This window comes from Pseudonocardia sp. P-1, from assembly GCF_058111925.1.
The window spans coordinates 2,156,113-2,182,303 of sequence record NZ_CM176614.1; the positions used below are offsets into that span (position 1 = coordinate 2,156,113).

A 26,191-nucleotide genomic window follows, 5' to 3' on the forward strand; every position below is an offset into this window, starting at 1 on the left:
ATGCGGACGCGCCCACCGCGCGGGGACCGGGTAACGGGACGAGCGGCCGACACGGCCGAGCACGTCTCACCGGGACCCGCACCCGAACTGGTGCGCGCAGCGCCTCGGCGGCTCTCCCGCCCGGACCGTCCCCGACGGCCCGGGGCCGGTCGACGAGCCACGCCACGGCTCCTGTGCGCGGAGAGAGGCGATCACACTGTCCCGAGTCGACAGCACCGACACCCCCGAGGCCGACCCGGGCTTCCTGCCCACCGGCATCACCCCCAGCGAGACCCCGCTCGGCGTGACCAACCCCGGCGGCGAGAAGCTCCCCCCGACCTTCGCCGAGCTCGGCGTCCGGCCCGAGATCGTCTCCGCGCTCGCGGAGAACGACATCGTGCGCACGTTCGCGATCCAGGAGCTCACCCTCCCGCTGGCGCTCGCCGGCGAGGACGTCATCGGTCAGGCCCGCACCGGCACCGGCAAGACGCTGGGCTTCGGCGTCCCGCTGCTGCAGCGGATCACCCCGCCCGGTGAGCGTGCCGCGGCCACCGCCGAGGGCGAGGCCGCCGACCGCACCAAGGACGTCCCGCAGGCGCTCGTCGTCGTCCCGACCCGCGAGCTGTGCGTGCAGGTCGCCCGGGACATCGCCGCCGCGGGCAAGAACCTGGGCGTGCGCGTCGTCGCCATCTACGGCGGCCGTGCCTACGAGCCGCAGCTGGAGGCCCTGCGCAAGGGCGTCGACGTCATCGTCGGCACCCCGGGCCGGCTGCTCGACCTCGCCGAGCAGCGCCACCTGGTCCTCGGCCGGGTCAAGGCGCTCGTCCTCGACGAGGCCGACGAGATGCTGGACCTGGGCTTCCTGCCCGACGTCGAGCGGATCCTGCGCATGCTCCCCGAGGAGCGGCACACGATGCTGTTCTCGGCCACCATGCCGGGCCCGATCGTGCAGCTCTCGCGCGCCTTCCTGACCCGCCCGACGCACATCCGCGCGGAGGAGGCCGACCAGGGCTCCATCCACGAGCGGACCAAGCAGCTCGTCTACCGCGCGCACGCGATGGACAAGGTCGAGCTGGTCACCCGGGCCCTGCAGGCCAAGGACCGCGGCCTGACGATGATCTTCACCCGGACCAAGCGGACCGCCCAGCGGGTCGCCGACGACCTCGCCGAGCGCGGCTTCGCCGCCGCCGCGGTGCACGGTGACCTCGGCCAGGGCGCCCGTGAGCAGGCGCTGCGCGCGTTCCGCGCGGAGAAGGTCGACGTGCTGGTCGCGACCGACGTCGCGGCCCGCGGCATCGACGTCACCGGCGTCACGCACGTCATCAACTACCAGTGCCCCGAGGACGCCAAGACCTACGTGCACCGGATCGGCCGCACCGGCCGCGCCGGGCGCGAGGGCGTCGCGGTCACGCTGGTGGACTGGGACGAGACCCCGCGCTGGAAGATGATCTCCGACGACCTGTCGCTGGGCATCGACGAGCCGGTCGAGACCTACTCGACCTCGGACCACCTGTTCACCGACCTCGACATCCCGACGACGGCGTCCGGGCGGCTCCCGCTGTCCGCGCGTACCCGCGCCGGGCTCGACGCCGAGTACATCGACTCCGAGGGCGACCACCAGGGTGCCCGCAAGCCGCGCGGCAGCCGTCGTGACGGCGCCGGGCGCGACGGCGGCGGCCGCGAGGGCAGCCGCGACGGCGACGGCGACGAGGGCGGTCGCCGCCCGCGGCGCAACCGGTCCCGTTCCCGGACCCGCGGCGGGGTCGCGGTCGAGGCGGGTGCCTCGGCCCCCGCCGAGGGTGCCGCCTCCGCGGGTTCCGCCGAGGGCGCCCCGCAGAACGGGCCGGACGCCGGCGCGTCGGCCGAGGGCGGGGCGGCCAAGCCGCGCCGCCGTCGTCGCCGCGGCGGCTCGCGGCGCGGACCCGGCGGCGGCGAGTCCGCCGACGGGGCCGACGCGGCCGCCAGCTGACCCCACGCGTGCTGCGCGGCCGACCCCTGCGGGACCGGCTCCCGCTCCCGGGCGTCCCCGCCGAACGACGACACCGCGGCGACCGACTGGTCGCCGCGGTGCTCGTGCTGCTGCTGGCCGGGGTCGCGGTGCTCTACGCCGTGCAGAGCCCGGCCGCGCACACCGAGTCGGTGACGGCGGCGACCGCGCCCACCCCACCGCCGCCGGTCGGCCCGGTCCCGGCCGGGTTCGCCGAGCTGTGGCGGGCGGCCAGCCCGGACACCCCGGTACCGCTGGCGGTCGGGGACGGCGTCGTCGTCGCCGCGGGGTCGCGGGTCTCCGGGCACGACGCCCGCACGGGCGCCGAGCGCTGGAGCTACTCCCGTGACCTGCCGCTGTGCACCACCGGGTTCGCCGACGGCCGCGTGCTCGCGCTCTACCGCAACGACGAGTACTGCTCGGAGCTGTCCACGCTCCAGCCCGGCTCCGGGGCCCGTGGACCGGCCCGGACCCTCGACGCCCGGCCCGGCACCCGGCTGATCGGCCAGGACCCGGTGCTCGCGACCGGCCAGGACTACGTCGAGACCTTCCGCTCCGACCTGGTCCGCACCGCCGAGTACGGCACGGTGCGCGCGCTGGAGGAGCCCGGCTCGCAGCCGCGGTCGGGGTGCACGTTCCGTTCGTTCGCCACCGCCGAGGACCGCGCCGCGATCCTGGAGCGCTGCCCCGGCGAGCCGTCCGAGCGGCTGACGGTGCTGCGCCCCAGTGGGACCGAGGGTGACCGGCCCGCGTTCGACTCGTCGTCGGTCACCGGTACCGACGGTGCCCAGGTGGTCGCCGCGTCGTCCGAGCGCGTCGCCGTCCTGCTGCCGGGCGCACCCCGCCTGGCCCTCTACGACCGGTCCGGGCGCAGCATCGGCGAGTTCCCGGTCGACGCGGGCGCGACGGTCGCCGCCCCCTCCGACGGCGTCGCCCGCACCACGGCCGACGACCGGCGCCGCTACTGGTGGACCGGCGGCGCGACGGTCGCGCTGGACACCCGCAGCCTCCAGCCGCGCTGGAGCCTGCCCGGCACGCTGGGCCCCGGGACCCGCTACGGCGACCGGCTGCTCGTGCCCGTCCCCGGCGGGATCGCCGACGTCGACCCGGCCACCGGTGTCGTCGCCCGGACCCTGCCGGTGGACCGCGGCCCGGTCACCGCGCCGGTCCTGCTCGCCGCCCAGGGCGCCCTGCTGGTCGAGCTGCGCGGCGACGAGCTCGTCGTGCTGGGGCCCGCCGGCTGAGCCGGCGTCGCTCCGCGCGGCTACAGGAACCAGCCGAACCCGAGCACCAGCGACGCCGTCACGACCACCCCGAGCGCGGCGAGCAGACCGGTGCGGTCCCGCCGCCGGTCCGCGACGACCTGGCCGACGACGGCGACGACCGCCGCCCCGACGTGCGCGACGATCGCGCCGGAGCCGGGGCCGGGGACCCCGCTGTTCCCGGCCGCCCACTCCACGACGACCAGCCCGAGCGCGAGCACGACCAGCCCGCCGGCGAGCACCCCGGCCAGGCCGCGCAGCAGCCGGGCGCCGGCGCCTTCGACGTCGGGTCCGGGGGTGCGGCGCCGTGCCCGCCGCTCGCCCTCCTCGGCGCGGCGGCGGTCGGCCCGACGGCCGGGCGCGCGGGCGGCGGGGTGCTCGTCGGCGCGCGGCGGCTCGTCCGCGCCGGAGGACAGCCCCCGGCGGGACCCGGCGTCGCCGCGGCGCTGCGCGCGGCGGGACTCGGGCAGGGCCTCGGTGGGGCGCGGACCGGCCGGGGGCCCGGCGCCGCCACGCCGGCCGGGCGGGCCGGACGGCGGGACCGGCGGGCGGGGGCCGTAGCCGTCGGGGCCGGGGTGCGGGCGTCCGTACGACGGCCCGGCGCGGTACGGGGCGGGCGGGCCCGGCGGGAGCGGGGGGCGGCCGCGGGGCGGCGGACCGGGGAACTGCGGGTCGGCGGTCACGGTGCGAGCAGGTCCCACGGTCGCGGCTCCGGGACGGCGGCGCGGCCCGGAGCGCAGTTCCGCCGGACCGCGCAGGTCCCGCAGTGCGCGCCGGTGCGGGCCGGGAAGAGCGTGTCGGCGTCGCCGCCGTCGGCCAGCGCGGTCGTCGCCCCGGCGGCGGCGTCGGCGGACTCCGCGGCCGCGGCGACGTGCCGGTCGAGGGAGGCCTGGTCGTGGGTGTGCGCGGCGACGGTCCCGGTCGGCACGTGGTGCAGCTCGACCGTGCGGCAGGGGCGGCGGAACACCGAGGCGGTGGCGACGGCGTAGAGCGCGAGCTGCCGGGAGTCCGCGGCGTCGGCCGCGGTCGGCACCCGGCGCCCGGTCTTGAAGTCGACGACGACGGCCTCGCCGTCGCGCGCGTCGATCCGGTCGACCCGGCCCTCGACCAGCAGCGGCCCGGCGGGGGCCCGCACCCACCGTTCGACGGCGAGCGGCTCGTCCCGCCCGGCCGGGCCGTCGACGGCGGCGGCCAGCCAGTCCCGGGCGCGCTCGCGGTACCGGGCGGCCTGGGCGTCGTCGGCGAACCCCTCGCCGGTCCAGTGCCGGTCCACCAGGGACGCGGCCTGCTCCGGGGTGCGCCGCTCGGCGGGCAGGGCCGCCAGCGATCGCAGCGCCAGGTGCACGACCGCACCGATCGTGGTGTGGGCGAACCCGCCGCCGCGCGGCGGGGCCGGGCGGTCGACGTGCAGCATCCGGTAGCGGCGCGGGCAGGCGTCCCAGGTGTCGAGCCGGGCCGGTGTGACCCGGTGCAGCGCGGTCGCACCGAAGCCGGGGTCGAGCAGGTCCAGGCCGAGCTGACCGTCCGGGGTCCCGGTGGCGGGAGCGGTGGTCCGGGCCATGGGCGCCACGGTACTCCGGGACGGTCACCGACCGTCGATCACTCCCGGCGACGCACCGTCACGCGGTGCCGCCGGATCCGCCGTGCAGCACGGGGACGCCGGTGGCCCGTTCGGTCAGTGCCGCGTAGACCTCCGGGTCGGTCGTCTCCTCGGCGAGCGGGGTCGTCTTGTTCGTGCCGTGGTAGTCGCTGGAGCCGGTCGTGAGCAGGCCGTGCTCGGCGGTGATCCCGCGCAGCAGCTCGCGGTCGGCCGGGGCGTGGTTCGGGTGGTCGACCTCGATCCCGCCCAGCCCCCGGCCGACGAGGTCGACGAGCACCGACGGCTCCACGACCACACCGCGCCTGCGGGCGAGTGGGTGCGCGAACACCGCGACCCCGCCCGCCGCGACGATCATCTCGACGGCCGTCTCGACCCGGGTGTCGGCCCGTGGCACGTAGTAGGGGCTGTCGTTGTGCAGCAGCTCGGCGAAGGCCTCGTCGACCGACCCGACGACGCCGGCCGCGACGAGCGCCCGGGCCAGGTGCGGCCGGCCCGCGCTGCCGCCCTCGGGCAGGTGCGCGAACACGGTGTCGACGTCGACCGGGTACCCGTCGGCGGCCATCCGCCCGATCATCGTCTCCAGTCGCTGCACGCGCTCGGACCGCAGCCGCTCCTGCTCCGCGACGATCGCGGAGTGCTCCGGGTCGAACAGGTAGCCGAGCAGGTGCACCGAGCAGCGCGGCTCGCCCGTGCGGCCGGTCGGGCTCAGGCAGGAGAACTCGGCGCCGCGCACCAGTGCGAGACCGGCCGGCAGCGCGGCCCCCGCCTCGGCCCATCCGGCGGTGGTGTCGTGGTCGGTGATCGCGACGACGTCGAGCCCCGCGGCGCCGGCCGCCCGGACCAGCCCGGCCGGGGAGTCGGTGCCGTCGGACGCGGTGGAGTGGGCGTGCAGGTCGATGACGGACACGCGCCCGACCCTAGCCCCGCGCACCGCCGACGCACCCCGGGACGGGGCGCCTACTCCCCCGTCGGGTGGGACGACCCGGTCCAGTCGGCCAGCGCGGTCCGGACGTGCGCGACGGCCTGCTCCGACGACATCGGGGGCACCCCGCGCAGCCGTTGCAGGGCCAGCCCGTCGACCAGCGCGACGAGCCGGGCGGCGGTGCCGTCGGGGTCCGCGCAGCGCAGCGAGCCGTCGGCGACCCCGGCGAGGACCAGGTCCCGCAGGACGGCGTGCCAGCCGGTGTAGCGCTCGTGCTGGGACCGTTCGTCGTCCCACACGCCGTCCTGCCAGCACTCGAACCACAGCCGCCGGTGCGGCCGGGTCTCCTCGTCGAGCGAGGCGGCGAGCAGCAGGTCCAGGCCGTCGCGCGGGGCTCACCGGCTGCGGCGGCGCCCCCGCGACGGCCCGCGGCCACACCCCGGACGCCGGGTGCGCACACGACGACGCGGGGCCGCGCACGGTGCGCGGCCCCGCGTCGGGACGGGCTGTGCCGGGGCGCCGGGACGGCGCTCCGGGGAGGTGGCGGCGGGTCAGCGCCGCCAGCGCGGTTTGGCGAGCATGCCGGTCGCGCGGGTCTTGCCCTTCTCCCCGAAGACCAGCTCGGAGAGCGCCTCGTAGATCTCCTCGGGGCGCGGCATGTAGTCGATGCGGTTCAGCGCCTGGATCTGGCCCGCGGACTCGACGACCATCGTCCCGTAGCCGAGCATGCGCCCGGACAGCGAACGCTGGAACGTCAGGTCGGTGACCTTGCCCAGGGGCATCATGCCGACGTTGTGCACGATGATCCCCTGGGCGATCATCACCCGCTTGTCGGTGATCACGATCCGCTCGATCCACCAGAGGATCGACAGCGCCGTGTAGCGCAGGACCGCGACGACGACCAGGTAGAACGCCAGGTTGTCGACCACGACGTCCAGCACCGGGTCGACCCCGGGCCGGTCGAGCAGCTGCTCGACACCGATCACCACGACGATGAACAGCGCCGTCTGCCAGATGTGTTTGACCATCACCGCCCAGTGCTGGCGCACACGGATGACGCGTCGCTCCGTGGGGAGCAGGTACTCGTCGATCTCCCGGGGCGCGAGCACGGGCTCAGATCAGGTTGGTGACGAAGGTCGAGACGGACTGCGCCGCGTCGTAGAGGATGTTGCCCACGTTCGAGACCGAACCGGCCGCACCATTGGGATTGGTGATCACCAGGAAGATCCCCAGCGCCACCGCTACCAGGATCAGGATCTTCTTCACGTTCCCTGCCCACCCGTTTCTCGGTGTGTCGGACACACAGACATGTCATTGGTACCGGAGGGCCGACTGGCCCCGGTACCGGCACCCGAGCAGCGTACCGTCGTTCCGGATGACCGACAGTAGCCGACACGTCGCCTGCGTGGGTGGAATCGTGTTCGACCCGGACGGACGATTGCTGCTCGTCCGCAGGGCGAACGAGCCTGGTCGGGGGCTCTGGTCGGTCCCCGGCGGCCGGGTCGAGGCGGGCGAGAGCGAGCACGAGGCCGTGGTCCGCGAGCTCGCCGAGGAGACCGGCCTGACGGTCGTCCCCGGGCGCCTGGCCGGGGTGGTCCTCCGCGGCCCGTACCGGATCGCCGACTACGTCTGCACCCTGGCGACCGGCGACGGCATCCCGCGGGCCGGCGACGACGCCACCGACGCCCGGTTCGTCGACCGGGCGGGCTACGCGGCGCTGGCCGTCGTCGAGGGCCTCACCGAGACCCTCGGCGGCTGGGACTGCCTGCCCCGGACCTGACCGCCACGGCGGGTGCCCGTCCGGCCCCGCGGTATGCGTGTGGGTGACACACGACGGCCCCCGCTCCGGGACGGAGTCGGGGGCCGGTGCCGGCGTGCTGTGGCGCGGGTCAGGCCTGCGGCGTGGGGCGGCCGGGCTGCTCCCCGCCGCGGCTGTCGCCGTAGGACCGCTTGGGCACCATGACCTTGCGGCGGAAGGTGCACACGACGGTGCCGTCCTGCTTGTAGCCGCGGGTCTCGACGTACACGACGCCGCGGTCGTCCTTCGACTTCGACGGGGTCTTGTCGAGGACCTCGGTCTCGCCGTAGATCGTGTCGCCGTGGAAGGTCGGCTTCGTGTGCTTGAGCGACTCGACCTCGAGGTTCGCGATCGCCTTGCCCGACACGTCCGGCACGGACATGCCCAGCAGCAGCGAGTAGATGTAGTTGCCGACCACGACGTTCTTGCCGAAGTCGGTCGTCTCCTCCGCGTAGTGCGCATCCATGTGCAGCGGGTGGTGGTTCATGGTGAGGAGGCAGAACAGGTGGTCGTCGTACTCGGTGACCGTCTTGCCGGGCCAGTGCTTGTAGACCGCACCGACCTCGAACTCCTCGTAGTAGCGCCCGAACTGCACCGTTCACGCTCCCATCACGCTGTCGATTCGTTGCGGGAGTAATCTATCCGGTGGCCCGCGCGAGGAAGGGCGGTCCGGCTCACACGTGCACGGTCGGGGATGTCACATCTCGGTGACGTCCGCCCGCGCACGGACGAGACACAGGACGTCCACCGGAACGGCAGGGAGGTGAGTGCGGTGTCCGCGTCCCAGACACCGGCGAGCAGTAGGTGCCGCCTCCCGCTGCACACGGCCCCGGAGTACGTCACGGGCTGATCCCGGCGGGAGGCGAGTTCCGGCCCGGCGGCCGCCCAGCGCGGTCGCACCGTTCCCCGGTGCCGCTCGCCCCCGAGCCGCACCGGCACGCCCGGAGGTGGTCCTCGTGATGCCCTCGCTCTCCCAGCTCCGCCCCACCATCCGCCCGTCCCGCCGCGCCGAGCGCGCCGCGGCGCGGGCCGCCGCGAGCCCGCCCGTCCGGCTGCGCGTCCCGCTGTCCGCCTACGTCGTCGACTGCGCCGTCTACGTCGACGGCCGCCGTCTCCCCGGCCGCTGGACCCACGACGAGGCGATCGCCGAGGTCCGCGAGCGCGGCGAGGGCTTCGTCTGGATCGGGCTGCACGAGCCGGACTCCGAGCAGATCGCCGGCGTCGCCGAGACCTACGGGCTGCACGAGCTCGCCGTCGAGGACGCGGTGCACGCGCACAACCGCCCCAAGCTCGAGCGCTACGACGACACGCTGTTCATGGTGCTCAAGACCGTCCGCTACGTCGGGCACGCCGACCCGACGACGTCGAACGAGATCGTCGAGACCGGTGAGGTCATGGCCTTCCTCGGGCGCGACTTCGTCGTGACCGTTCGGCACGGCCGCCACACCGGTCTGCGGGAGGTCAGGCGACGGCTCGAGGACGACCCGGAGCAGCTGTCCCTCGGCCCGGCCGCGGTGCTGCACGCCATCGCCGACCACGTCGTCGACTCCTACATCGAGGTCTGCGGGCAGATCGAGGACGACATCGACGCGGTCGAGGCCGAGGTGTTCTCGCCGCGCTCGACGATGAACCCCGAGCAGATCTACGTCATGAAGCGCGAGATCCTCGACCTGCGTCGTGCGGTGATGCCGCTGGTCGGGCCGATGCGCAAGCTCGCCGAGGGCTACAGCGCGCTGGTCCCGCACGACGTACGGTCCTACTTCCGTGACGTCGACGACCACCTCGGCGGCGTCGCCGAGCAGGTGGCCGGTTTCAACGAGCTGCTGACCACCCTGGTCGACGCGGTCCTCGCGAAGATCAGCATGCGGCAGAACAACGACATGCGGAAGATCACCGCCTACGCGGGCCTCATCTCGGTGCCGACGATGATCGCCGGCGTCTACGGCATGAACTTCGACTCGATGCCCGAGCTGCACTGGGACTTCGGCTACCCGATGGTCCTGATCGTCATCGCGACGCTGTGCGGGCTGCTGTACCGCAACTTCCGCCGCAACGGCTGGCTGTAGGCGCGGGACGCCCGCCGGTCAGACCCGGCGGGTGCCCGTCGGCGGGGTCGGCGGCTCGTCGTCCCCGGCGGGCGGGGGCGCGTCCCCGGGGCGCGGCCGCGGGGGCCGGGGCGCCGGAGCCCGACCGGGCGGCGCGGACGGGGCCGGGCGCCGGGCGCCGGGGGCCCGCGGCGGCGGGGCCGGCAGGTCCGGGCCCGGCAGCGCCGCGGTCGGGTCCGGCGGCGCCGGGGTCGGCTCCGGCGGCGCCGGGGTCGGATGCGGTGCCACCGGGCTCGGGTTCCGCGGCACCGGGACCGGGTTCCGCGGGGCCGGGGGCTCGGGACGGGGGTCCGGCAGCCCGTACCGCAGCGCCCGGGCGACGGCGTGTCCGCGCGGGCGGGTGTCCGGGTCGTCGTCCTCGGTGGGGGCGGGGTCGTCCGCCGCACCGGACGGGGCCGGGTCCGCGGCGCCGTCGGCGTCACCCTCCCCCACCTCGACCCCGTCGTCCTCGAGCACCTGCTCCGGGAGTGTCTCGGCGTAGCCGGGGTCCTCGGGGCCGCCCTCGTCGACGGGTCCGGTCGGGTCCTCGGGAGCCGGGGCGGGCTCGTCCCGGAGGGGCCGCCACCCCGCGGCGGCGATGGCCGAGCGGCGGGCGCGGCGTTCCTGGCGCTCCCCCACGACGTCGGGCTCGTCGGGGCGCCGTCCCAGGAACGTGTGCACGAGGTGCTGCTGGACCCCGCCGACGGTCTGGACGCGGACGTCGTCGAACCCGGCCCGTTCCATCCGGTGCACCATCTGCTCGGGCCCACCGGCCGTCGCGATCCGCCTGGCCCGGTAGCGGGCGAGGTCCGCGGCCCCCCAGCGCAGCGAGGCCATCGGGAGCATCCAGGTCCAGTTCGCCGTCGTCCAGCGCATCCGGCTTCGGCCGCCGACGGCGTAGTCGTGCACCGCCAGCGGGGCGCCGGGCGCGAGCAGGCTCAGCAGCCGGCGCAGGCCGTGCTCGGCGTCGGGCAGGTTGGACACCAGGAAGGACGCGAGGATCCCGTCGAACGGGCCCTCGATGCCGGCCTCGGCGAGGGTCTCCAGCCGGGAGTGCACGAACGTCACCCGGGGCGACCAGTTCTTCTTCCGGGCGACGGCGAGCATCTCCGCGGACGCGTCCACCGCGACCACCTCGGCACCTCCGACGCTGGTCAGCAGCGCCTCGGTGGACACCCCGGTGCCGCAGCCGACGTCGAGCAGACGCAGACCGTGGCCGTCGCCCAGGCCCATCCGCGACGCCGACACCCGCAGGTGGGTGCGGTAGCCGGGCAGGGTCGCGACGAAGGCGTCGAAGCCCGCGGCACCCCGCCCGTAGGCACGGTGCACCGTGGCCGGGCGGATCTGGTCGCTCTCCTGCCACGCCTCGCCGCTCACGGGGCCTGATCCTGCCCGCAGCAGCCCGTGTCCGGAACCCGACGCGCCCTCCCCGGTGGGGTGTGACACCCACCCGGGAGGGCGCGCTGGGCCGAACGTGGAGCTCCGGCCACCCGTGCGGCGCAGCGGATCCGGCCGGAGACGGGGTGCCGCCTCAGCAGCAGCGGCCCTGCGGGTTGCTCTCCTGGTACGCGGTGCGGGCCCGCCAGTACTCCCGCTCGGTCATCGGCGGGTGGTCGTGCCCGCTGCGACGGTGGTGGTCGAGGTAGCGGTCGTACAGGTCCGCCCCGATCACCCCGCGCCACCAGCCGTGCAGCGCCCGCAGCCGGGCCAGCGTCGCGGTCGCCACGGTCGGTCCCGCCACGGTCAGTGCCCCGACCGGGCCGGGGTGCCGACCGTCTCGGTCCACTCCTTCTCCAGCTCCTTCTCCGCCGGGGTCGCGATCAGGCCGGCCGGGGCGTAGAGCCGCGAGGGAACCGGCTCCTCCTCGTGGTCCGGGCGGCCGCCCGTCGAGATCGACGTCCAGGCGGCCAGGACCGCGGCGACGATCACGACGAGCGCGAGCGTCACGAACAGGATCGACAGCGTGCCCTGGACGAAGGTGTTGCGGACGACGGCCGCCATCGCCTGCGGGGTGCCCGCGGTGCCGAAGCTCGTCTCCCCGGACGCGATGGCCTCGCGGAAGGCGACGTGCTGCGCCCAGTACCCGATCTTCGGGTTCGAGGAGAAGATCTTGTACATCGACGCCGTGACCGTCACGACGGCGGCGAACGCCAGCGGCACGACGATGATCCACAGGTAGCGCACGTGCCCGCGCCGGGCCGCGATCGCCAGGCACACCGCGAGCGCGATCGCCGCGAGCAGCTGGTTCGCGATGCCGAACAGCGGGAAGAGCGTGTTGATCCCGCCCAGCGGGTCGGTCACGCCCATCAGCAGGATCGCGCCCCAGGCACCGACCATCAGCCCGGTGCAGATCCAGGCGGCCGGCCGCCACGAGGTGTCCTTGAACCTCGGGGCCACGGTGCCGATCGCGTCCTGCAGCATGAAGCGCGCCACCCGGGTGCCGGCGTCGACGGCGGTGAGGATGAACAGCGCCTCGAACATGATCGCGAAGTGGTACCAGAAGCTCATCATCCCGGGCCCGCCGATGAACTGCTGCATGATGTTCGCCAGGCCGACCGCCAGCGTCGGCGCACCGCCGGTGCGGGAGACGATCGACTCCTCGCCGACCAGTGCCGCGGTCGTCGCGAGCTGGTCGGGGGTGACGTTCACGTTCATCAGGCCGAGCGAGTTCACGAACGCGGCCGCGCCCTCGACGGTGCCCTCGGTCAGCGACGCGGGCACGTTCATCGCGAAGTAGAGCCCGCGGTCGATCGACAGCGCCGCGACCAGCGCCATGATCGCCACGAAGGACTCCATGAGCATGCCGCCGTAGCCGATGAAGCGGGTCTGGCGCTCCTTCTCGACCAGCTTGGGCGTGGTGCCCGAGGAGATCAGGGCGTGGAAGCCGGACAGCGCGCCGCAGGCGATCGTCACGAACAGGAACGGGAACAGCGACCCGGCGACGACGGGGCCGTCGTCGCGGCCGGCGAACTCGCTGAACGCGGGTGCCGCGATCTCGGGGCGGACGACGATGATCGCCACCGCGAGCAGCACGATCGTGCCGATCTTCATGAACGTCGACAGGTAGTCGCGCGGGGCGAGCAGCAGCCAGACCGGGAGCACCGCGGCCACGAAGCCGTAGACGATCACGCCCCAGGCGATGGTGGTCCGGTCCAGGGTGAACAGCGCCTGGCCCCAGCCGGTCTCGGAGACCCAGCCGCCGGCGACGATCGCGCCGATCAGCAGCACGAAGCCGATCCAGGAGACCTCGGAGACCTTCCCGGGCCGCAGGTACCGCAGGTAGACGCCCATGAACAGGGCGATCGGGATGGTCAGCGCCACCGAGAAGACGCCCCACGGGCTCTCGCCGAGCGCGTTCACCACGACCAGCGTGAGCACCGCGATCAGGATGATCATGATGGCGAGGGTCGCGATGATCGCCGCGATCCCGCCGACCCGGCCGAGCTCCTCGCGGGCCATCTGGCCCAGCGAGCGCCCGCCGCGGCGCATCGAGAAGAACAGCACCAGGTAGTCCTGGACCGCGCCGGCGACGATGACGCCGACGATGATCCAGATCGTGCCGGGCAGGTACCCCATCTGCGCGGCCAGGACCGGTCCGACCAGCGGACCGGCACCGGCGATCGCGGCGAAGTGGTGGCCGTAGAGGACCCGCCGGTCGGTCGGCAGGAAGTCCTGGCCGTTCTCCTTGTACTCGGCCGGGGTGGCGCGCCGGTCGTCCGGACGCAGCAGCTTGTTCTCGATGTAGCGGGAGTAGAACCGGTACGCGATCGCGTAGGTGCTCACCGCGGCGAACACGAACCAGATCGCGTTGACCGTCTCCCCGCGCACCAGCGCGAGCATCACCCACGCCAGACCGCCCAGCAGGGCGATCCCCGCCCACACCGCGATCTTCCACGGTGTCCACGCCCGCTGTTCGGCGAGGAGCACCTCCTCGTCCACCGCCGCCGGCGGGAGCTCACGCCCCGCCGGTCCGCCCGACACCTGTGTCATCGCGCCCCTCCGATATGTCCGACGCGCGAACTATAGGAGGCGGTGTGCCCTGTGGGAACCGATGTCCGCTTGCCGACGCACGACGGCCGCCGCCACCCGGTCGGGTGACGACGGCCGCGGGGTCGTGCGGGCGGGGCGGGAGCCGGTCAGAAGCCTCCGCCGGGGCCGCCCATCGCCAGCTTGGCCAGCATCTCGCGGGCCCGCTCGGCGTTGCGCGGCTCGCACAGGACGTCGTAGCGGCCCGCCACCATCTGGCTGGCGGACTGGAAGTCCCGGCGGCCCTTGCTCGCGCTGTAGCTGACCGCGGCGAAGGCCATGAAGAACACCGCCCCGGACACCAGGCCGACGACGATGGGCAGGAAGTTGCCGTCCGGGGAGAACACGAACAGCAGGACACCGACGAACAGACCCAGCCAGGCGCCCTGCGCCGCGCCGGAGGCCAGCACGCGACCCCAGGTCAGGCGGGCGATGACCCGCTCGACGAGCATCAGGTCGACGCCGACGATCGTCACGTCGGCGACCGGGAAGTCGGAGTCGGCGAGGTGGTCGACGGCCCGCTGCGCCTCCTCGTAGGTGGCGTAGGACCCCACCGGCCACCCGGTCGGCGGAGTGGGCAGCTGCGGCAGGCCCGGAGCCGGACGAGTCTGGCCGCCGAAGGGGTTGGTCATGGCGTGCTCCTCGTGGAAGATGTCCTGTCTCGTCGTCGGTGCAACGTTCGACCCGACCGCGACGTGCCCCGAACACTAGTCGCGGAGCCGCAGGTCACACCCCACCGACCGGACGACACGGCCCCGCACCCCGGGACGGGGTACGGGGCCGTGGACGCGGGTGCGGTCAGCGCAGCTTGTAGTCGCGCAGCAGACCCCGGGAGATGATCGTCTTCTGGATCTCCGAGGTGCCCTCGCCGATGAGCAGGAACGGCGCCTCGCGCATGAGGCGCTCGATCTCGTACTCCTTGGAGTAGCCGTAGCCGCCGTGGATGCGGAACGCCTCCTCGGTGACCTCCTTGCAGTACTCCGAGGCGAGCATCTTGGCCATGCCGGCCTCGACGTCGTTGCGCTCGCCGCGGTCCTTCAGGCGCGCGGCGTTGACCATCATCAGGTGCGCGGCCTCGACCTTGGTCGCCATCTCGGCGATCTTGAACGCGATCGCCTGGTGCTGGACGATCGGCTTGCCGAAGGTCGAGCGCTGCTGGGCGTACTCGACACCCAGCTCGAACGCCCGGATCGCGATGCCGCAGGCACGGGCGGCGACGTTCACGCGGCCGACCTCGACGCCGTCCATCATGTGCGCGAAGCCCTTGCCACGCTCCCCGCCGAGGATCTGCTCGCCGGAGATCCGGTGGTCCTTGAACACCAGCTCGGTGGTGTCGACCCCCTTGTAGCCCATCTTGTCGATCTTGCCCGGGACGATCAGGCCGGGGGCGACCTCGCCGTAGCCGGTGGGCTTCTCCACCAGGAACGTGGTGAGGTTCTGGTGCGGACGCTCGGCGCCCTCGTCGGTCTTCACCAGCACGGCGGTCAGGTTCGACGTGCCACCGTTGGTCAGCCACATCTTGGCGCCGTCGATGACGTAGTCGTCGCCGTCCTGCTTCGCGCGGGTCTTGATCGCCGCGACGTCCGAGCCGAGGTCGGGCTCGGACATCGAGAACGAGCCACGGGTCTCGCCCGTGGCCATCCTCGGCAGGTACTTCTCCTTCTGCGCCTGCGTGCCGTGCTGGCGGAGCATGTACGCCACGATGAAGTGGGTGTTGATGACGCCGGAGACGCTCATCCAGCCGCGGGCGATCTCCTCGACCACCAGGGCGTAGGTGAGCAGCGACTCGCCGAGGCCGCCGTACTCCTCCGGGATCATGAGGCCGAACAGCCCCATCTCCTTCATCCCGTCGACGATGTCCTGCGGGTAGGTGTCCGCGTGCTCCAGCGCCGTCGCGTGCGGGATGATCTCCTTGTCCACGAACGAGCGGACGGTGGACAGGATCTCGGTCTGGATGTCGGTCAGACCGGCGGTCTGGGCGAGCCGGGCCATGCTGGTTACTCCTCGGTGAGCGTCGTCGGTGGCGGGCGGTCGGGGCTCAGGCCTCCGGCGGGGTCCACTTGTCGGTGCGGGTCATGCCCGCCGCGCGGCCCTTGCCCGAGATCACCAGCGCCATCTTGCGGCTGGCCTCGTCGATCATCTCGTCGCCGATCATCGCCGCGCCGCGCTTGCCGCCGGCCTCGGAGGTGAAGTACTCGTAGGCGTCGAGGATGTTCTCGGCGTGGTCGTAGTCGCTCTGCGCCGGGGAGAAGGTCTCGTTGGCGGCGTCGATCTGGCCGGGGTGCAGCACCCACTTGCCGTCGAAGCCCAGTGCCGCGGACCGGCCGGCGACCCGGCGGAACCCGTCGACGTCCTTGATCTGCAGGTACGGGCCGTCGATGGCCTGCTTGTCGTGCGCGCGGGCCGCCATCAGGATCGACATGAGGATGTGGTGGTAGGCGTCGCCCACGTCGTAGCCGGGGGGCTGCTCGCCGACGACCAGCGACTTCATGTTGATCGAGGCCATGAAGTCGGCCGGGCCGAAGATGATCGTCTCGACCCGCGGCGACGCGGTGGCGATGGCGTTGACGTTGGTCAGGCCCAGCGCGTTCTCGATCTGCGCCTCGATGCCGATCTTCCCGACCTCGAGACCGTTGGTCTTCTCGATCTGGGTCAGCAGCAGGTCGAGCGCGACGACCTGCTCGGGGGTCTGCACCTTCGGCAGCATGATCGCGTCGAGGTTGGCGCCGGCGCCCTCGACGACCTGGACGACGTCGCGGTAGGTCCACTCGGTGGTCCAGTCGTTGACCCGGACGACGCGGATCTTCTCGCCCCAGCCGCCCTCGTTGAGGGCCTCGACGATCGTCGTCCGCGCACCGGGCTTGGCCAGCGGGGCGCAGGCGTCCTCCAGGTCCAGGAAGACCTGGTCGGAGTTCAGCGTGCGAGCCTTGTCGATGAACTTCTGGCTCGATCCGGGCACGGCCAGGCAGGACCGGCGGGCGCGGAGGGTGGTGCTCACAGGCGGGCTCCTCGTCGAGATCGTCCTCGCCCGCGTCGCGGCGACGACGTCGTCACGACACGGGCGCTCGGGCTGAGGACTGATGCTGGCACGACGACGGCCGCGGCGCCCCGTCCAGGTGATTGGTTTCTCACCCGCCGGTGGTCAGGCGGGGTTACCCGTCGGTCACCCCTGTTCGGGAGGTGGGGTCAGGGAACCCCTGGCCACCGCGACGACGGTCCCGCCGACCCAGCTGCCGACGGCCCGGCCGCCCTCGGTGCGGACGCCGGCGTACAACGTGGACGGACGGCCCATCTCCACCCCCTGGGTCACGACGAAGGAGTGCTCGCCGTCGTCGGTGACCAGACCGCGGTCGGCGAGGAAGATCCCGAGCGCGACGGCGGCCGAGCCCGTCGCCGGGTCCTCGGGAACCCCGATCCCGATGCCGAACATGCGGGCGTGGACCCGCTCGGCGGTGGCGTCGACGGCGGCGACGAGCAGCCCGGTCGCGCCGCTGTCGGCGACCGCGGCGGCCAGCGCCGCGGGGTCGGGCACCGCGCGGGCGACCGCGCCGGCGACGACGAGCAGGATCGCGAAGTCGGTCCCGGCACCGGCCACACCCGGCACGGCGGCGCCGTCGACGTCGTCGGGGCCGAGGCCGAGCGCGGCGGCGAGGCGGACGGCGTTCAGCTCGGCGCCGACCGACGGCGCGCCGCCCCACACCCGGGCGCCGGTGCCGTCGACCCGCACGGGCAGCAGACCGGCCCCGCACTCCTGCACGCGGTCGCCCTCGCCGATGGCGCCGTCGCGGGCCAGCACCCAGGCGGTGCCGACGCTGGGGTGCCCGGCGAAGGGCAGCTCGGCGAGCGGGGTGAAGATCCGCACCCGGTAGTCGGCGCCACCCTCGCCGTCGCCGGTCGGAGCCAGCGGGAACGTCGTCTCCGACAGGTTGAACTCCCGCGCGATCGCCTGCATCCGGGCCGTGGACAGCGCCTCGGCGCCGTGCACGACGGCCAGCGGGTTACCGGCGTACGGACGGTCGGTGAACACGTCGACGATGTCGTAGCGGAGGGGTTCGGGGCCCTGGCCGGGATCGTGCTGCGGCTCGTTCACGGCGGGGGAGCCTAGTCACACGGCCGGGGCGGTCGCGGTACCGCCGGGGGTTCTAGTCTCGGCCCCATGGCCTCGGTACGGGTGTTCGTCGCGCGGATGGCCGGCCTGGCCGTCTACGGCCCGGACGGTGAGCGGATCGGCAAGGTCCGCGACGTCGTGGTGTCGCTGCGCGTGGACAGTCATCCACCGCGGGTGCTGGGCCTGGTCGTGGACCTGTCCGCGCGCCGCAGCATCTTCGTGCCGATGCTGCGGGTCGCCGACATCGCGCCGACCGCGGTGACGCTGGCCAGCGGCTCGGTGAACCTGCGCTCGTTCGACCAGCGCCCGAACGAGACCCTCGTGCTCGGCCAGCTGCTGAACTCCCCCGCGACGGTGCGCGAGGCCGGGATCGAGGGCTCGGTCGTCGACGTCGCGGTCGAGCCGAGCCGGACCCGGGACTGGGTGATCACCAAGGTGGCGCTGCGGTTCCGGCGGACCCGGCTGGCGCGCAGGCCGCGGGTCGAGGTGTACGGCTGGGAGGCCGTGTCCGGGCTCGACGTCGCCGCCGCGCAGGGCGCGGACCGGCTGCTCGCGGTGTTCGACTCGATGCGCCCGGCCGACGTCGCCGCGGCGCTGTCGCGGCTGCCCGACGACCGGCAGCGCCACGTCGTCGACGCCCTGGACGACGAGCGGCTCGCCGACGTGTTCGAGGAGCTGTCCGAGTCCGACCAGCGCGAGCTGCTCGGCTACCTCGACGACGACCGTGCCGCCGACGTCCTGGAGGCGATGAGCCCGGACGACGCGGCGGACCTGCTCGGCGAGCTCGACGACGACGAGGCGGGCCGGCTGCTGGAGCTCATGGAGCCCGACGAGTCCGAGCCCGTGCGCCGCCTGCTGCGCTACGAGTGGGACACCGCGGGCGGCCTGATGACCCCGGAGCCGATCACGCTGGGGCCGGACGTGACCGTCGCCGAGGCGCTCGCCCGGGTGCGCAACCCGGAGGTGCCCCCGGCGCTGGCGTCGATGGTGTTCGTCGTCCGCCCGCCGACCGCGACCCCGACCGGGCGCTACCTGGGCTGTGTGCACGCCCAGCAGCTGCTGCGGGCGGCGCCGTTCGAGCTGGTCGCGGGCATGGTCGACGCCGACCTGCCGCAGCTGGGGCCCGAGGCCGGGCTCGGCGAGGTGACCCGCTACTTCGCCAGCTACAACCTGGTGGCGGGCCCGGTCGTCGACGCCGAGGACCACCTGCTGGGCGCGGTCACCGTCGACGACGTGCTGGACCACCTGCTGCCGCAGGGCTGGCGCGACCGCGACCTCGCCCCGGGCGAGGTGCACGGCGGCGCGGCGCGGGCCGCGAACGGCGCCGGCGACCGTACGTACGACGGGGAGGTGCACGGTGCCTGAGCCCGGGATCGGACGGCGGCTGGACCAGCCGCGCGTCGGGCGTCGGCGGTTCGAGGTGGACCCGGACGGCTTCGCCCGCTTCTCCGAGCGGATCGCCCGGTTCCTCGGGACGGGCCGCTTCCTCGCGATCCAGACGGTGATCGTCGTCGTGTGGATCGCGCTGAACCTGGTCGCCTGGTCGATCCAGTGGGACCCCTACCCGTTCATCCTGCTCAACCTGGCGTTCTCCACCCAGGCCGCGTACGCCGCACCGCTGATCCTGCTGGCCCAGAACCGGCAGGACGACCGGGACCGGATCGCGCTGGACGAGGACCGGCGGCGCGCCGAACGGACGAAGGCCGACACCGAGTTCCTCGCCCGGGAGCTGGCGGCGCTGCGCCTGGCCGTCGGGGAGACCGCGAGCCGGGACTACCTGCGCGGCGAGCTGGAGAAACTGGGCGACCGGCTCGACGACGCCGTGGCCCGCAGCCGCGGCGAGGAGCTCCCGGTCGAGCCGGGTGCCCGGAAGAAGATGCGCAAGAAGGAACGCTGAGCGCTCAGGAGCGCTCGGGGACCAGGCGGCCCATGATGCGCTCGAGCGCCGCGAGGTCGTCGGCGTCGAGCCGCTCGACGAAGTGCGCGCGGACCCCGCGCAGATGGGTGACCGCGGCGGTGCGCAGGCGGTCGTAGCCGGTGTCGGTGAGCCGGGCGGTGACCCCGCGGCCGTCGTCGGCGACCTTGGCCCGGGCGACGAGCCCGACCCGTTCCAGCCGGTCGACGAGCCGGGTGACCCCGGAGCGGGAGAGCAGCACGGCGTCGGCCAGCTCGGTCATCCGCAGCCGGTGGCCGGGCGCCTCGGACAGCTGGACCAGCACGTCGTAGGCGGCCAGGGACAGCTGCTGCTCGCCCTCCAGCTCGGTCTCGAGCTGTCTGGTGACGCCCGCGTGCGCGCGTAGGAAGCTGCGCCACGACGCGAGCTCGGCCGGGGTCGGGACCACGCGGCGGCGCGCCGGGTGCTCGCGCGTCGGGGTGCCACTCGTGTCGTCCATCGCAGGAATGCTAGAGACACCCGCACCACCTCGTCAGCGCGGACGTGCCGGGCGACACCACCGGTGACCCGGAGACCGCGGAAGCACCCACGTAGCATGGGGTGACGCGAGAGGAAAGAGGTCCTAGGAGCCCATGTCCGTCACCGGCAGCACCAGCACCGTCGTCGAGGCCGTGCGCGCAGCCCTCGGCACCGTCGAGGACCCGGAGATCCACAAGCCGATCACCGAGCTGGGGATGGTCAAGAGCGTCGACGTCTCCGCCGACGGCCTCGCCCACGTCGGGGTCTACCTGACCGTCGCGGGCTGCCCGATGCGCGAGACGATCACCTCCCGCGTCACCGAGGCGGTCTCGAAGGTCCCCGGCGTCGAGCGGGTCGAGGTCGAGCTCGACGTGATGAGCGACGAGCAGCGCACCGAGCTGCGCCGTTCGCTGCGCGGCGACGCCGACGAGCCCGTCATCCCCTTCGCCCAGCCCGGCTCGCTGACCCGCGTGTTCTGCGTGGCGTCCGGCAAGGGCGGCGTCGGCAAGTCCTCGGTCACCGTCAACCTGGCCGCGGCCATGGCCCGGCGCGGGATGAAGGTCGGCGTGGTCGACGCCGACATCTACGGCCACTCGGTCCCGCGCATGATCGGTGCCGCGGACCGGCCCACCAAGATCGAGAACATGATCATGCCGCCGCAGTCGCACGGCGTGAAGGTCATCTCGATCGGCATGTTCACCGACGGCAACACCCCGGTCGTCTGGCGTGGCCCGATGCTGCACCGCGCGCTGCAGCAGTTCCTCGCCGACGTGTTCTGGGGCGACCTGGACGTGCTGCTGCTCGACCTGCCCCCGGGTACCGGCGACGTCGCCATCTCCACCGCCCAGCTCGTGCCGAACGCCGAGCTGCTGGTCGTGACCACTCCGCAGCAGGCCGCCGCCGAGGTCGCCGAGCGGGCCGGGTCGATCTCCACCCAGACCCGCCAGCGCCTGGCCGGGGTCGTGGAGAACATGTCCTGGATGGAGATGCCCGACGGCTCGCGCAACGAGATCTTCGGCTCCGGTGGCGGGCAGATCGTCGCGGACTCGCTGAGCCGCACGGTCGGCACCACGGTGCCGCTGCTGGGCCAGATCCCGCTCGACGTCGCGCTGCGCGAGGGCGGCGACGCCGGGACCCCGATCGTGCTCGGCAAGCCGGAGTCGGCCGCGGCGCAGGCCCTCGACGCCATCGCGGAGAAGCTGACCGTGAAGGCCCGCGGTCTGGCCGGGATGAGCCTGAACATCTCCCCCGTCGGGCGCTGACCCGCACCTCCGACGACGAGGCCCCGCACACCGGCAGGTGTGCGGGGCCTCGTCCGTTCCCCCGGGGGCGGATCTCAGGACAGCGCGTCGTTCAGTGCCTTGGTCCAGAGCGCCAGGGCCTCGTCGACCTGCTCGGCGGTCACGACGAGCGCCGGGATCATCCGGACGACGTTGCCGTACACACCGCAGGTCAGCAGGAGCAGGCCCTGCGCGGCGGCCGCGGCGTGCACCTTCGCCGCGGTCGCGCCGTCGGGCTTGCCGTCGGCGTCGACGAACTCGATGCCGACCATCAGGCCCCGGCCGCGGACGTCGCCGATGGCGGCGATGCCCTGCGCGGCGTCCCGGACGCCGGCGAGGAGCTTCTCGCCCTGCACGCGGGCGTTCTCGACCAGGCCCTCGCCCTGCACGACCTCGAGCGTGGCGAGCGCGGCGGCACAGGCGACGGCGTTGCCGCCGTAGGTACCGCCCTGCGAGCCGGGCCACGCCTTCTCCATGAGGGCCTTCGGCGCGGCGATGGCCGAGAGCGGGAAGCCGGACGCGAGCCCCTTGGCGGTGACGATGATGTCCGGGGTGAGGCCCTCGGCGTGCTGGTGGCCCCAGAACTTCCCGGTGCGGCCGTAGCCGGTCTGGACCTCGTCGGCGATCAGCAGGATGCCGTGCCGGTCGGCGCGCTCGCGCAGCCCGTGCAGGAACGCGGGCGGGGTCGGGACGTAGCCGCCCTCGCCGAGCACCGGCTCGACGATGAACGCGGCGACGTCGGACGCCGGCGCGGTGCTCGCCAGCTGCCGGTCGAGCTCGGACAGGGCGAACGCGACGGCCTGCTCCTCGGACCAGCCGTAGCGGTAGGCGTAGGGGAAGGGCGCGAACGCGACCCCGCCCATCATCGGGGCGATCCCGGCCCGGATCTTCGCCCCGGAGGTGGTGAGCGCCGCGGCACCCATGGTGCGCCCGTGGAAGCCGCCGTCGAACGCGACGATCAGCTGCCGGCCGGTGGCCTGGCGGGCCAGCCGCACCGACGCCTCGACGGCCTCGGAGCCGGAGTTGGTGAAGAACACCGAGTCGATGCCCTCGGGCAGCACGTCGCCCATCCGCTCGACCAGCGTCAGCAGCGGCTGGTGCATCACGGTCGTGTACTGGCCGTGGATCAGCGTGGCCACCTGCTCCTGGGCGGCCGCGACGACCGACGGGTGGCAGTGCCCGGTGGAGGTGACGCCGATGCCGGCGGTGAAGTCGAGGTGGCGGCGCCCATCGGTGTCGTACAGGTAGACGCCCTCACCGCGGGCGGCCTGGACCGGGGTGGCCTGCTTGAGCAGCGGGGACAGCTGTGCCATGGGTTCGCAGCTCCTGATGCGTCGAGGGTGGTGCGTCTCAGGTTGTCGAGTTGTCGACAATCCTAGGGAAACACGGGCGGGTGGGTCCGGGCAAGGGTCGGTCGGGCCCGCCTTTGCTCTGCTCACCGATACGCAGCACGCACCCGGAACGCCCCGGCGCTGCGACCCCGGGCGGGCCCGCGCTGCCGGGCGGACAGCCCTCGGCGGCGTCGAGATGCAGCTCAACGGGAGTTGTCGATCTCCACGGCCCGCTGGGATGCATCTCGGCGCACGCTCGACCCGGGTGGCCGGCCCGTCGTGCGGCCGCCCGGCGCCGGCGCGTGGCCGGTGCTGCGTATCGGTGAGCAGAGCAAAGGGACGGGCGAAGGACCCCCACGTCCCGGACGTGGCGACGAGGAAGCCCTAGTCAGGCCAGTAGTGCGGCGATCACCAGCAGTACCGGGACGGCGACGACGGTCGAGGCCAGCGCCACGTCGCGGGCCAGCGGGACGGCGCGGTCGTAGCGCACGGCGTAGCCGAACACGTTCTGCGCGGTGGGCAGGGCGGCCAGCACCACCGCGGCGAGCAGCGCCGGGCCCGTCAGGCCGAGCACACCCGCGGCGAAGGCCCACGCGATCAGCGGGTGCAGCACGTTCTTGATCAGGACGGCGGTCCACACCGAGCCCGCGGTCTCCCCCGTACCGGGGCGGCGGGCGCCGTGCAGGGAGATCCCGAACGCGAGCAGCATGGCGGGCACCGCGAGGTCGGCGAGCAACTCGACCGGGGCGATCACCGGCTCGGGCAGCACGACGCCCGTCGCGGAGACGGTCAGCCCGGCGGCGGTGGCGATCGCGATCGGGTTGCGCAGCGGGGCGAGGGCGATCCGGACCCACCCGGGGCGTTCGCCGCGGCCGTCGCCGGGCAGGACGTCCATCAGGGTGGTGAACAGCGGGGTCAGGATCGCGAGCTGGAACAGCAGCACCGGGGCGACGGCGGCGGAGTCGCCGAGCACGTAGGCCGCGATCGGGATGCCGAGGTTGCCCGCGTTGACGTAGCCGGACGCCATCGACCCGACGACGACCTCGCCTGCCGGGCGGCGGCGCAGCAGCGCGACCGGCACGAACAGCAGGCAGGCCAGGGTGCTGGTGAGCGCGGTGACGACCAGCCCCGAGGACAAGACGGCGCCGACGTCCGAACGGCTGAGCGTGGTGAACAGCAGCGCGGGCGTCGCGACGAAGAAGGCGGTGCGGGCGAGGACCTTCGAACCCTGGTCACCGAGCAGGCCTCCGCGGCCGAGGACGTACCCGACGACCACGACGACGCCGATGACCAGGAAACCTTCGAGGACACCCACCACGTGCCGACATGTTACGTATGCGAACTAGTCCCCGCGGTGTCCGGCGGTTCGGCTCACAGGCGCTCAGGCCGCTCCGGGCATCGCGGCGAGGATGCGGGTGACGGCGTCGTCCATGTGGGCGGCCAACCGGTCGAGCAGCAGCTCGGTGCGGCCGTCGCGCAGGGCGTCGCGCAGCCGTTCGTGCTCGGCGAGCAGCGCCCGGGCGGGCGGGGCCGTCTGCTGGAACGCGGCGAGGCACATCCGGGTCTCGACGAGCAGGCCCTCGGTCATCCGGCGCAGCCGCGGGCTCCCCGACGCGGCGACGAGCGCGGCGTGGAAGTCGTGGTCGGCGTCGGCGAGGGCCACGGCGTCGCCCGCCTCGGCCGCGGCGGCCATCACGCCGAGCGGGATCTCCAGCGCGACGACGGCCGCCGCCAGGTCACCCTCCAACACCTTGAGCGCCGCGGCCCGCTCGACGGCAGTGCGGGCCAGGTAGACGTCACGGACGTCGTCGGGACCGAGCTCGCGCACGAACAGGCCGCGGTGGCGTTCGCTGCGCAGCAGACCCTCGGCGACGAGGCGCTGCATCGCCTCGCGCAGCGGGCCGCGGCTCACCCCCAGCCGGTTCGCGAGATCCACCTCGCCGAGCTGGGTGCCCGGCGCGAACGTGCCGCGCATGATCGCCGCACGGATCCGGTCGGCGACGATCTCCGCGGTGGAGCGCCGGCTCACCGGCTCGAGCTCCGAGACGTCCAGCCCCACGACTCACCCTCTCCGGAACAGTGTCCCCAGGCCGGGACGGTCGACGTCGGCCCCGGCGAGACGCAGTCCCTGCCAGATGCTCACCTGGTTCGCGGTCAGCACCGGCCTGCCCACGCGTGCGTCCAGCGCGTCGAGCACGTCCACGGTGTGCAGCGCGGTGTCGGGCAGCAGCACCGCGTCGGCGCCGGGCGCGTCCGAGGCCACCGCGGCGGCGAACTCCAGCACGGTCTCGGGCGGCAACGTCCCGACCTCGGCGGCGGTGATGATGTCGCGGGCGGACAGCGTGTGCACGGAGATGTCGTGGTGGGTCAGGAAGTGCACGAAGGCACCGGCGACGTCCGGCGGATAGGTCGCCCCGACCGCCACCGAACGGATCCCGAGCCGCCGGCAGGCGTCGACGAAGGCGAACGACGTGCTCGACGTCGGCACCCCCGACACCCGTTCCAGCGCCGCGACCTGCCGGGCGGCACCCTCGGGGCCGAAGATGAACGACCCCGAGGTGCAGGCCCAGACGACCGCGTCCAGCGGGCCCGCCTCCGCGGCGACCCGGCGCGCGCCGTCGGCGAGGACCTCGTCGCCGCCGATGGTCAGCAGCGCGTCCTCGCGGTGGGCGTCCTCGGGCATCGCGGTGTGGACGAGGGCGAGCCGGCTGCCGTCGGTCAGCAGCTTCTCGGCGCGCGGGTAGTCGTCCTCGGCGGAGAAGCCCGGGTAGAGGAATCCGACCGTGCTCATGTTGTCGACAATCCTACAGAGACCGCCTCACCGCAAGGGTCACGACGCCCGCGAGTAGACGAGCCGCTCCCCCACGCTGCCCGCGCGCCACACGTCGTGACAGGCGGTCGCCATCTCCTCGAGCCCGTCGACGATGGTGGCGAACACGTTGCCCGGCACCCAGCCGACATCGCCGTTGAGCAGCAGGTTGTTGCGCCCGTAGAAGATCGCGAGGTCGATCCCGCCCTCGGCGGCGTCGATGCCCTGGTCGTCCTTGAACGCGCTGTCGAGCATCCCGCCGTGGAAGTCGAAGTAGCAGACGTCGCCCGGGATGGGCGTGACCGTCGGGTTCTCCTGCCCGATCCGCGGACCGAACCGCGGGACGATCGTGTAGACCTCGTTGCGGGCGTACTTGGCGTGCTGCGCGTCGCCGCCCCGCGGGCCGTCGGCCAGCGCCTCCCAGACCGCCGCGGCGGTGCGCGGCGCCTCGGCCTCCAGCAGCCTCGCGGTGCACGTGACGCCAATCTTCGCGAGCTCGATCCTGATCAGCTTCGTCATCCGATCCCCCTGTCCGATACGCGGATTGTTGACAATCGTAGGTGCGCTTCCTAGCGTGTCAACGCCGCCCGAC

The 26,191-nt window shown here is 73.7% G+C and carries 27 protein-coding genes; 7 read left to right on the plus strand and 20 right to left on the minus strand.

Annotation, left to right across the window (positions count from 1 at the left end; translation table 11 throughout):
* Positions 1 to 283: 283 nt before the first annotated feature.
* Both AC0GKK_RS10325 and AC0GKK_RS10330 read left to right on the plus strand, forming a co-directional pair.
* Positions 284 to 1,948 (plus strand): DEAD/DEAH box helicase, encoded by a 1,665-nt coding sequence (locus AC0GKK_RS10325; protein WP_374228739.1) that lies wholly within the window; start codon positions 284 to 286, stop codon positions 1,946 to 1,948.
* Positions 1,949 to 1,956: 8 nt separating this feature from the next.
* Positions 1,957 to 3,210: an Rv3212 family protein gene (locus AC0GKK_RS10330; RefSeq protein ID WP_489883690.1), complete on the plus strand. Its 1,254-nt coding sequence runs from the start codon at positions 1,957 to 1,959 to the stop codon at positions 3,208 to 3,210.
* A gap of 20 nt (positions 3,211 to 3,230) precedes the next feature.
* Here AC0GKK_RS10330 and AC0GKK_RS10335 read toward each other — a convergent pair whose 3' ends face one another.
* From AC0GKK_RS10335 to AC0GKK_RS10360, 6 genes are all read right to left on the minus strand, one after another.
* Positions 3,231 to 3,911, minus strand: coding sequence for a hypothetical protein (locus AC0GKK_RS10335; protein ID WP_476653909.1), 681 nt, complete (start codon positions 3,909 to 3,911; stop codon positions 3,231 to 3,233).
* A complete protein-coding gene (locus AC0GKK_RS10340; protein ID WP_208819254.1) occupies positions 3,908 to 4,789 on the minus strand; it encodes a RecB family exonuclease in 882 nt (293 codons plus the stop codon). The genes AC0GKK_RS10335 and AC0GKK_RS10340 overlap by 4 nt, the downstream gene beginning before the upstream one ends.
* 58 nt (positions 4,790 to 4,847) lie before the next feature.
* A complete protein-coding gene (locus AC0GKK_RS10345; RefSeq protein ID WP_405419106.1) occupies positions 4,848 to 5,735 on the minus strand; it encodes a PHP domain-containing protein in 888 nt (295 codons plus the stop codon).
* Between the two features lie 50 nt (positions 5,736 to 5,785).
* Positions 5,786 to 6,130 carry a TetR family transcriptional regulator C-terminal domain-containing protein gene (locus AC0GKK_RS10350; RefSeq protein ID WP_405421592.1) on the minus strand — a complete coding sequence of 115 codons (345 nt, stop codon included), beginning with the start codon at positions 6,128 to 6,130 and terminating at the stop codon, positions 5,786 to 5,788.
* A gap of 171 nt (positions 6,131 to 6,301) precedes the next feature.
* Positions 6,302 to 6,859, minus strand: a complete 558-nt coding sequence (locus AC0GKK_RS10355; RefSeq protein ID WP_062400505.1) for a PH domain-containing protein — start codon at positions 6,857 to 6,859, stop codon at positions 6,302 to 6,304.
* Positions 6,860 to 6,863: 4 nt separating this feature from the next.
* Positions 6,864 to 7,016 (minus strand): hypothetical protein, encoded by a 153-nt coding sequence (locus AC0GKK_RS10360; RefSeq protein ID WP_167379107.1) that lies wholly within the window; start codon positions 7,014 to 7,016, stop codon positions 6,864 to 6,866.
* Positions 7,017 to 7,125: 109 nt separating this feature from the next.
* On the opposite strand from AC0GKK_RS10360, the gene AC0GKK_RS10365 reads away from it, so the two are divergent.
* The gene (locus tag AC0GKK_RS10365; protein WP_405419108.1) at positions 7,126 to 7,530 is read left to right on the plus strand and encodes an NUDIX hydrolase; all 405 of its coding nucleotides are present in this window, start codon (positions 7,126 to 7,128) and stop codon (positions 7,528 to 7,530) included.
* Positions 7,531 to 7,639: 109 nt separating this feature from the next.
* Here the strand turns inward: AC0GKK_RS10365 and AC0GKK_RS10370 are convergent, their stop codons facing one another.
* A complete protein-coding gene (locus AC0GKK_RS10370; RefSeq protein ID WP_405419109.1) occupies positions 7,640 to 8,143 on the minus strand; it encodes a MaoC family dehydratase in 504 nt (167 codons plus the stop codon).
* Between the two features lie 364 nt (positions 8,144 to 8,507).
* Between AC0GKK_RS10370 and corA the strand changes: the two genes are divergently transcribed.
* Entirely contained in the window at positions 8,508 to 9,614 is a 1,107-nt protein-coding gene (gene corA, locus AC0GKK_RS10375) for a magnesium/cobalt transporter CorA (protein WP_062404203.1), read from the plus strand.
* Positions 9,615 to 9,632: 18 nt separating this feature from the next.
* Here the strand turns inward: corA and AC0GKK_RS10380 are convergent, their stop codons facing one another.
* From AC0GKK_RS10380 to AC0GKK_RS10410, 7 genes are all read right to left on the minus strand, one after another.
* Entirely contained in the window at positions 9,633 to 11,009 is a 1,377-nt protein-coding gene (locus AC0GKK_RS10380; protein WP_489883691.1) for a class I SAM-dependent methyltransferase, read from the minus strand.
* Between the two features lie 154 nt (positions 11,010 to 11,163).
* Complete coding sequence (locus AC0GKK_RS10385; RefSeq protein WP_489883692.1) at positions 11,164 to 11,358, minus strand: YbdD/YjiX family protein; 195 nt, start codon at positions 11,356 to 11,358, stop codon at positions 11,164 to 11,166.
* 17 nt (positions 11,359 to 11,375) lie between these two features.
* Positions 11,376 to 13,622 (minus strand): carbon starvation CstA family protein, encoded by a 2,247-nt coding sequence (locus AC0GKK_RS10390; RefSeq protein WP_489883693.1) that lies wholly within the window; start codon positions 13,620 to 13,622, stop codon positions 11,376 to 11,378.
* A 146-nt stretch (positions 13,623 to 13,768) separates the two neighbouring features.
* Positions 13,769 to 14,290, minus strand: coding sequence for a YflT domain-containing protein (locus tag AC0GKK_RS10395; protein ID WP_062400497.1), 522 nt, complete (start codon positions 14,288 to 14,290; stop codon positions 13,769 to 13,771).
* Positions 14,291 to 14,456: 166 nt separating this feature from the next.
* Positions 14,457 to 15,650 carry an acyl-CoA dehydrogenase family protein gene (locus tag AC0GKK_RS10400; protein WP_062400495.1) on the minus strand — a complete coding sequence of 398 codons (1,194 nt, stop codon included), beginning with the start codon at positions 15,648 to 15,650 and terminating at the stop codon, positions 14,457 to 14,459.
* A gap of 46 nt (positions 15,651 to 15,696) precedes the next feature.
* Entirely contained in the window at positions 15,697 to 16,656 is a 960-nt protein-coding gene (locus AC0GKK_RS10405; protein WP_489883694.1) for an HpcH/HpaI aldolase/citrate lyase family protein, read from the minus strand.
* A 165-nt stretch (positions 16,657 to 16,821) separates the two neighbouring features.
* Complete coding sequence (locus tag AC0GKK_RS10410) at positions 16,822 to 17,748, minus strand: PhzF family phenazine biosynthesis protein (protein ID WP_224403475.1); 927 nt, start codon at positions 17,746 to 17,748, stop codon at positions 16,822 to 16,824.
* Positions 17,749 to 17,814: 66 nt separating this feature from the next.
* Between AC0GKK_RS10410 and AC0GKK_RS10415 the strand changes: the two genes are divergently transcribed.
* Positions 17,815 to 19,131 (plus strand): magnesium transporter MgtE N-terminal domain-containing protein, encoded by a 1,317-nt coding sequence (locus tag AC0GKK_RS10415; protein ID WP_489883695.1) that lies wholly within the window; start codon positions 17,815 to 17,817, stop codon positions 19,129 to 19,131.
* On the plus strand, positions 19,124 to 19,663 hold the full coding sequence (locus tag AC0GKK_RS10420; RefSeq protein WP_224403477.1) for a DUF1003 domain-containing protein: 540 nt from the start codon (positions 19,124 to 19,126) through the stop codon (positions 19,661 to 19,663). Before AC0GKK_RS10415 ends, AC0GKK_RS10420 begins: the two co-directional genes overlap by 8 nt.
* A gap of 4 nt (positions 19,664 to 19,667) precedes the next feature.
* Here the strand turns inward: AC0GKK_RS10420 and AC0GKK_RS10425 are convergent, their stop codons facing one another.
* Complete coding sequence (locus AC0GKK_RS10425; protein WP_251785689.1) at positions 19,668 to 20,159, minus strand: MarR family winged helix-turn-helix transcriptional regulator; 492 nt, start codon at positions 20,157 to 20,159, stop codon at positions 19,668 to 19,670.
* Between the two features lie 133 nt (positions 20,160 to 20,292).
* On the opposite strand from AC0GKK_RS10425, the gene AC0GKK_RS10430 reads away from it, so the two are divergent.
* Positions 20,293 to 21,441 carry an Mrp/NBP35 family ATP-binding protein gene (locus tag AC0GKK_RS10430; RefSeq protein WP_062400483.1) on the plus strand — a complete coding sequence of 383 codons (1,149 nt, stop codon included), beginning with the start codon at positions 20,293 to 20,295 and terminating at the stop codon, positions 21,439 to 21,441.
* Between the two features lie 74 nt (positions 21,442 to 21,515).
* Here the strand turns inward: AC0GKK_RS10430 and AC0GKK_RS10435 are convergent, their stop codons facing one another.
* From AC0GKK_RS10435 to AC0GKK_RS10455, 5 genes are all read right to left on the minus strand, one after another.
* On the minus strand, positions 21,516 to 22,772 hold the full coding sequence (locus AC0GKK_RS10435) for an aspartate aminotransferase family protein (RefSeq protein WP_489883696.1): 1,257 nt from the start codon (positions 22,770 to 22,772) through the stop codon (positions 21,516 to 21,518).
* A gap of 406 nt (positions 22,773 to 23,178) precedes the next feature.
* Positions 23,179 to 24,108, minus strand: a complete 930-nt coding sequence (locus AC0GKK_RS10440) for an AEC family transporter (RefSeq protein WP_489883697.1) — start codon at positions 24,106 to 24,108, stop codon at positions 23,179 to 23,181.
* A 63-nt stretch (positions 24,109 to 24,171) separates the two neighbouring features.
* Positions 24,172 to 24,843, minus strand: a complete 672-nt coding sequence (locus AC0GKK_RS10445) for a GntR family transcriptional regulator (RefSeq protein WP_482638678.1) — start codon at positions 24,841 to 24,843, stop codon at positions 24,172 to 24,174.
* A 9-nt stretch (positions 24,844 to 24,852) separates the two neighbouring features.
* Positions 24,853 to 25,581 (minus strand): maleate cis-trans isomerase family protein, encoded by a 729-nt coding sequence (locus AC0GKK_RS10450; RefSeq protein ID WP_251785694.1) that lies wholly within the window; start codon positions 25,579 to 25,581, stop codon positions 24,853 to 24,855.
* A 39-nt stretch (positions 25,582 to 25,620) separates the two neighbouring features.
* Positions 25,621 to 26,118 (minus strand): DUF3830 family protein, encoded by a 498-nt coding sequence (locus tag AC0GKK_RS10455; protein ID WP_489883698.1) that lies wholly within the window; start codon positions 26,116 to 26,118, stop codon positions 25,621 to 25,623.
* Positions 26,119 to 26,191: the final 73 nt, after the last annotated feature.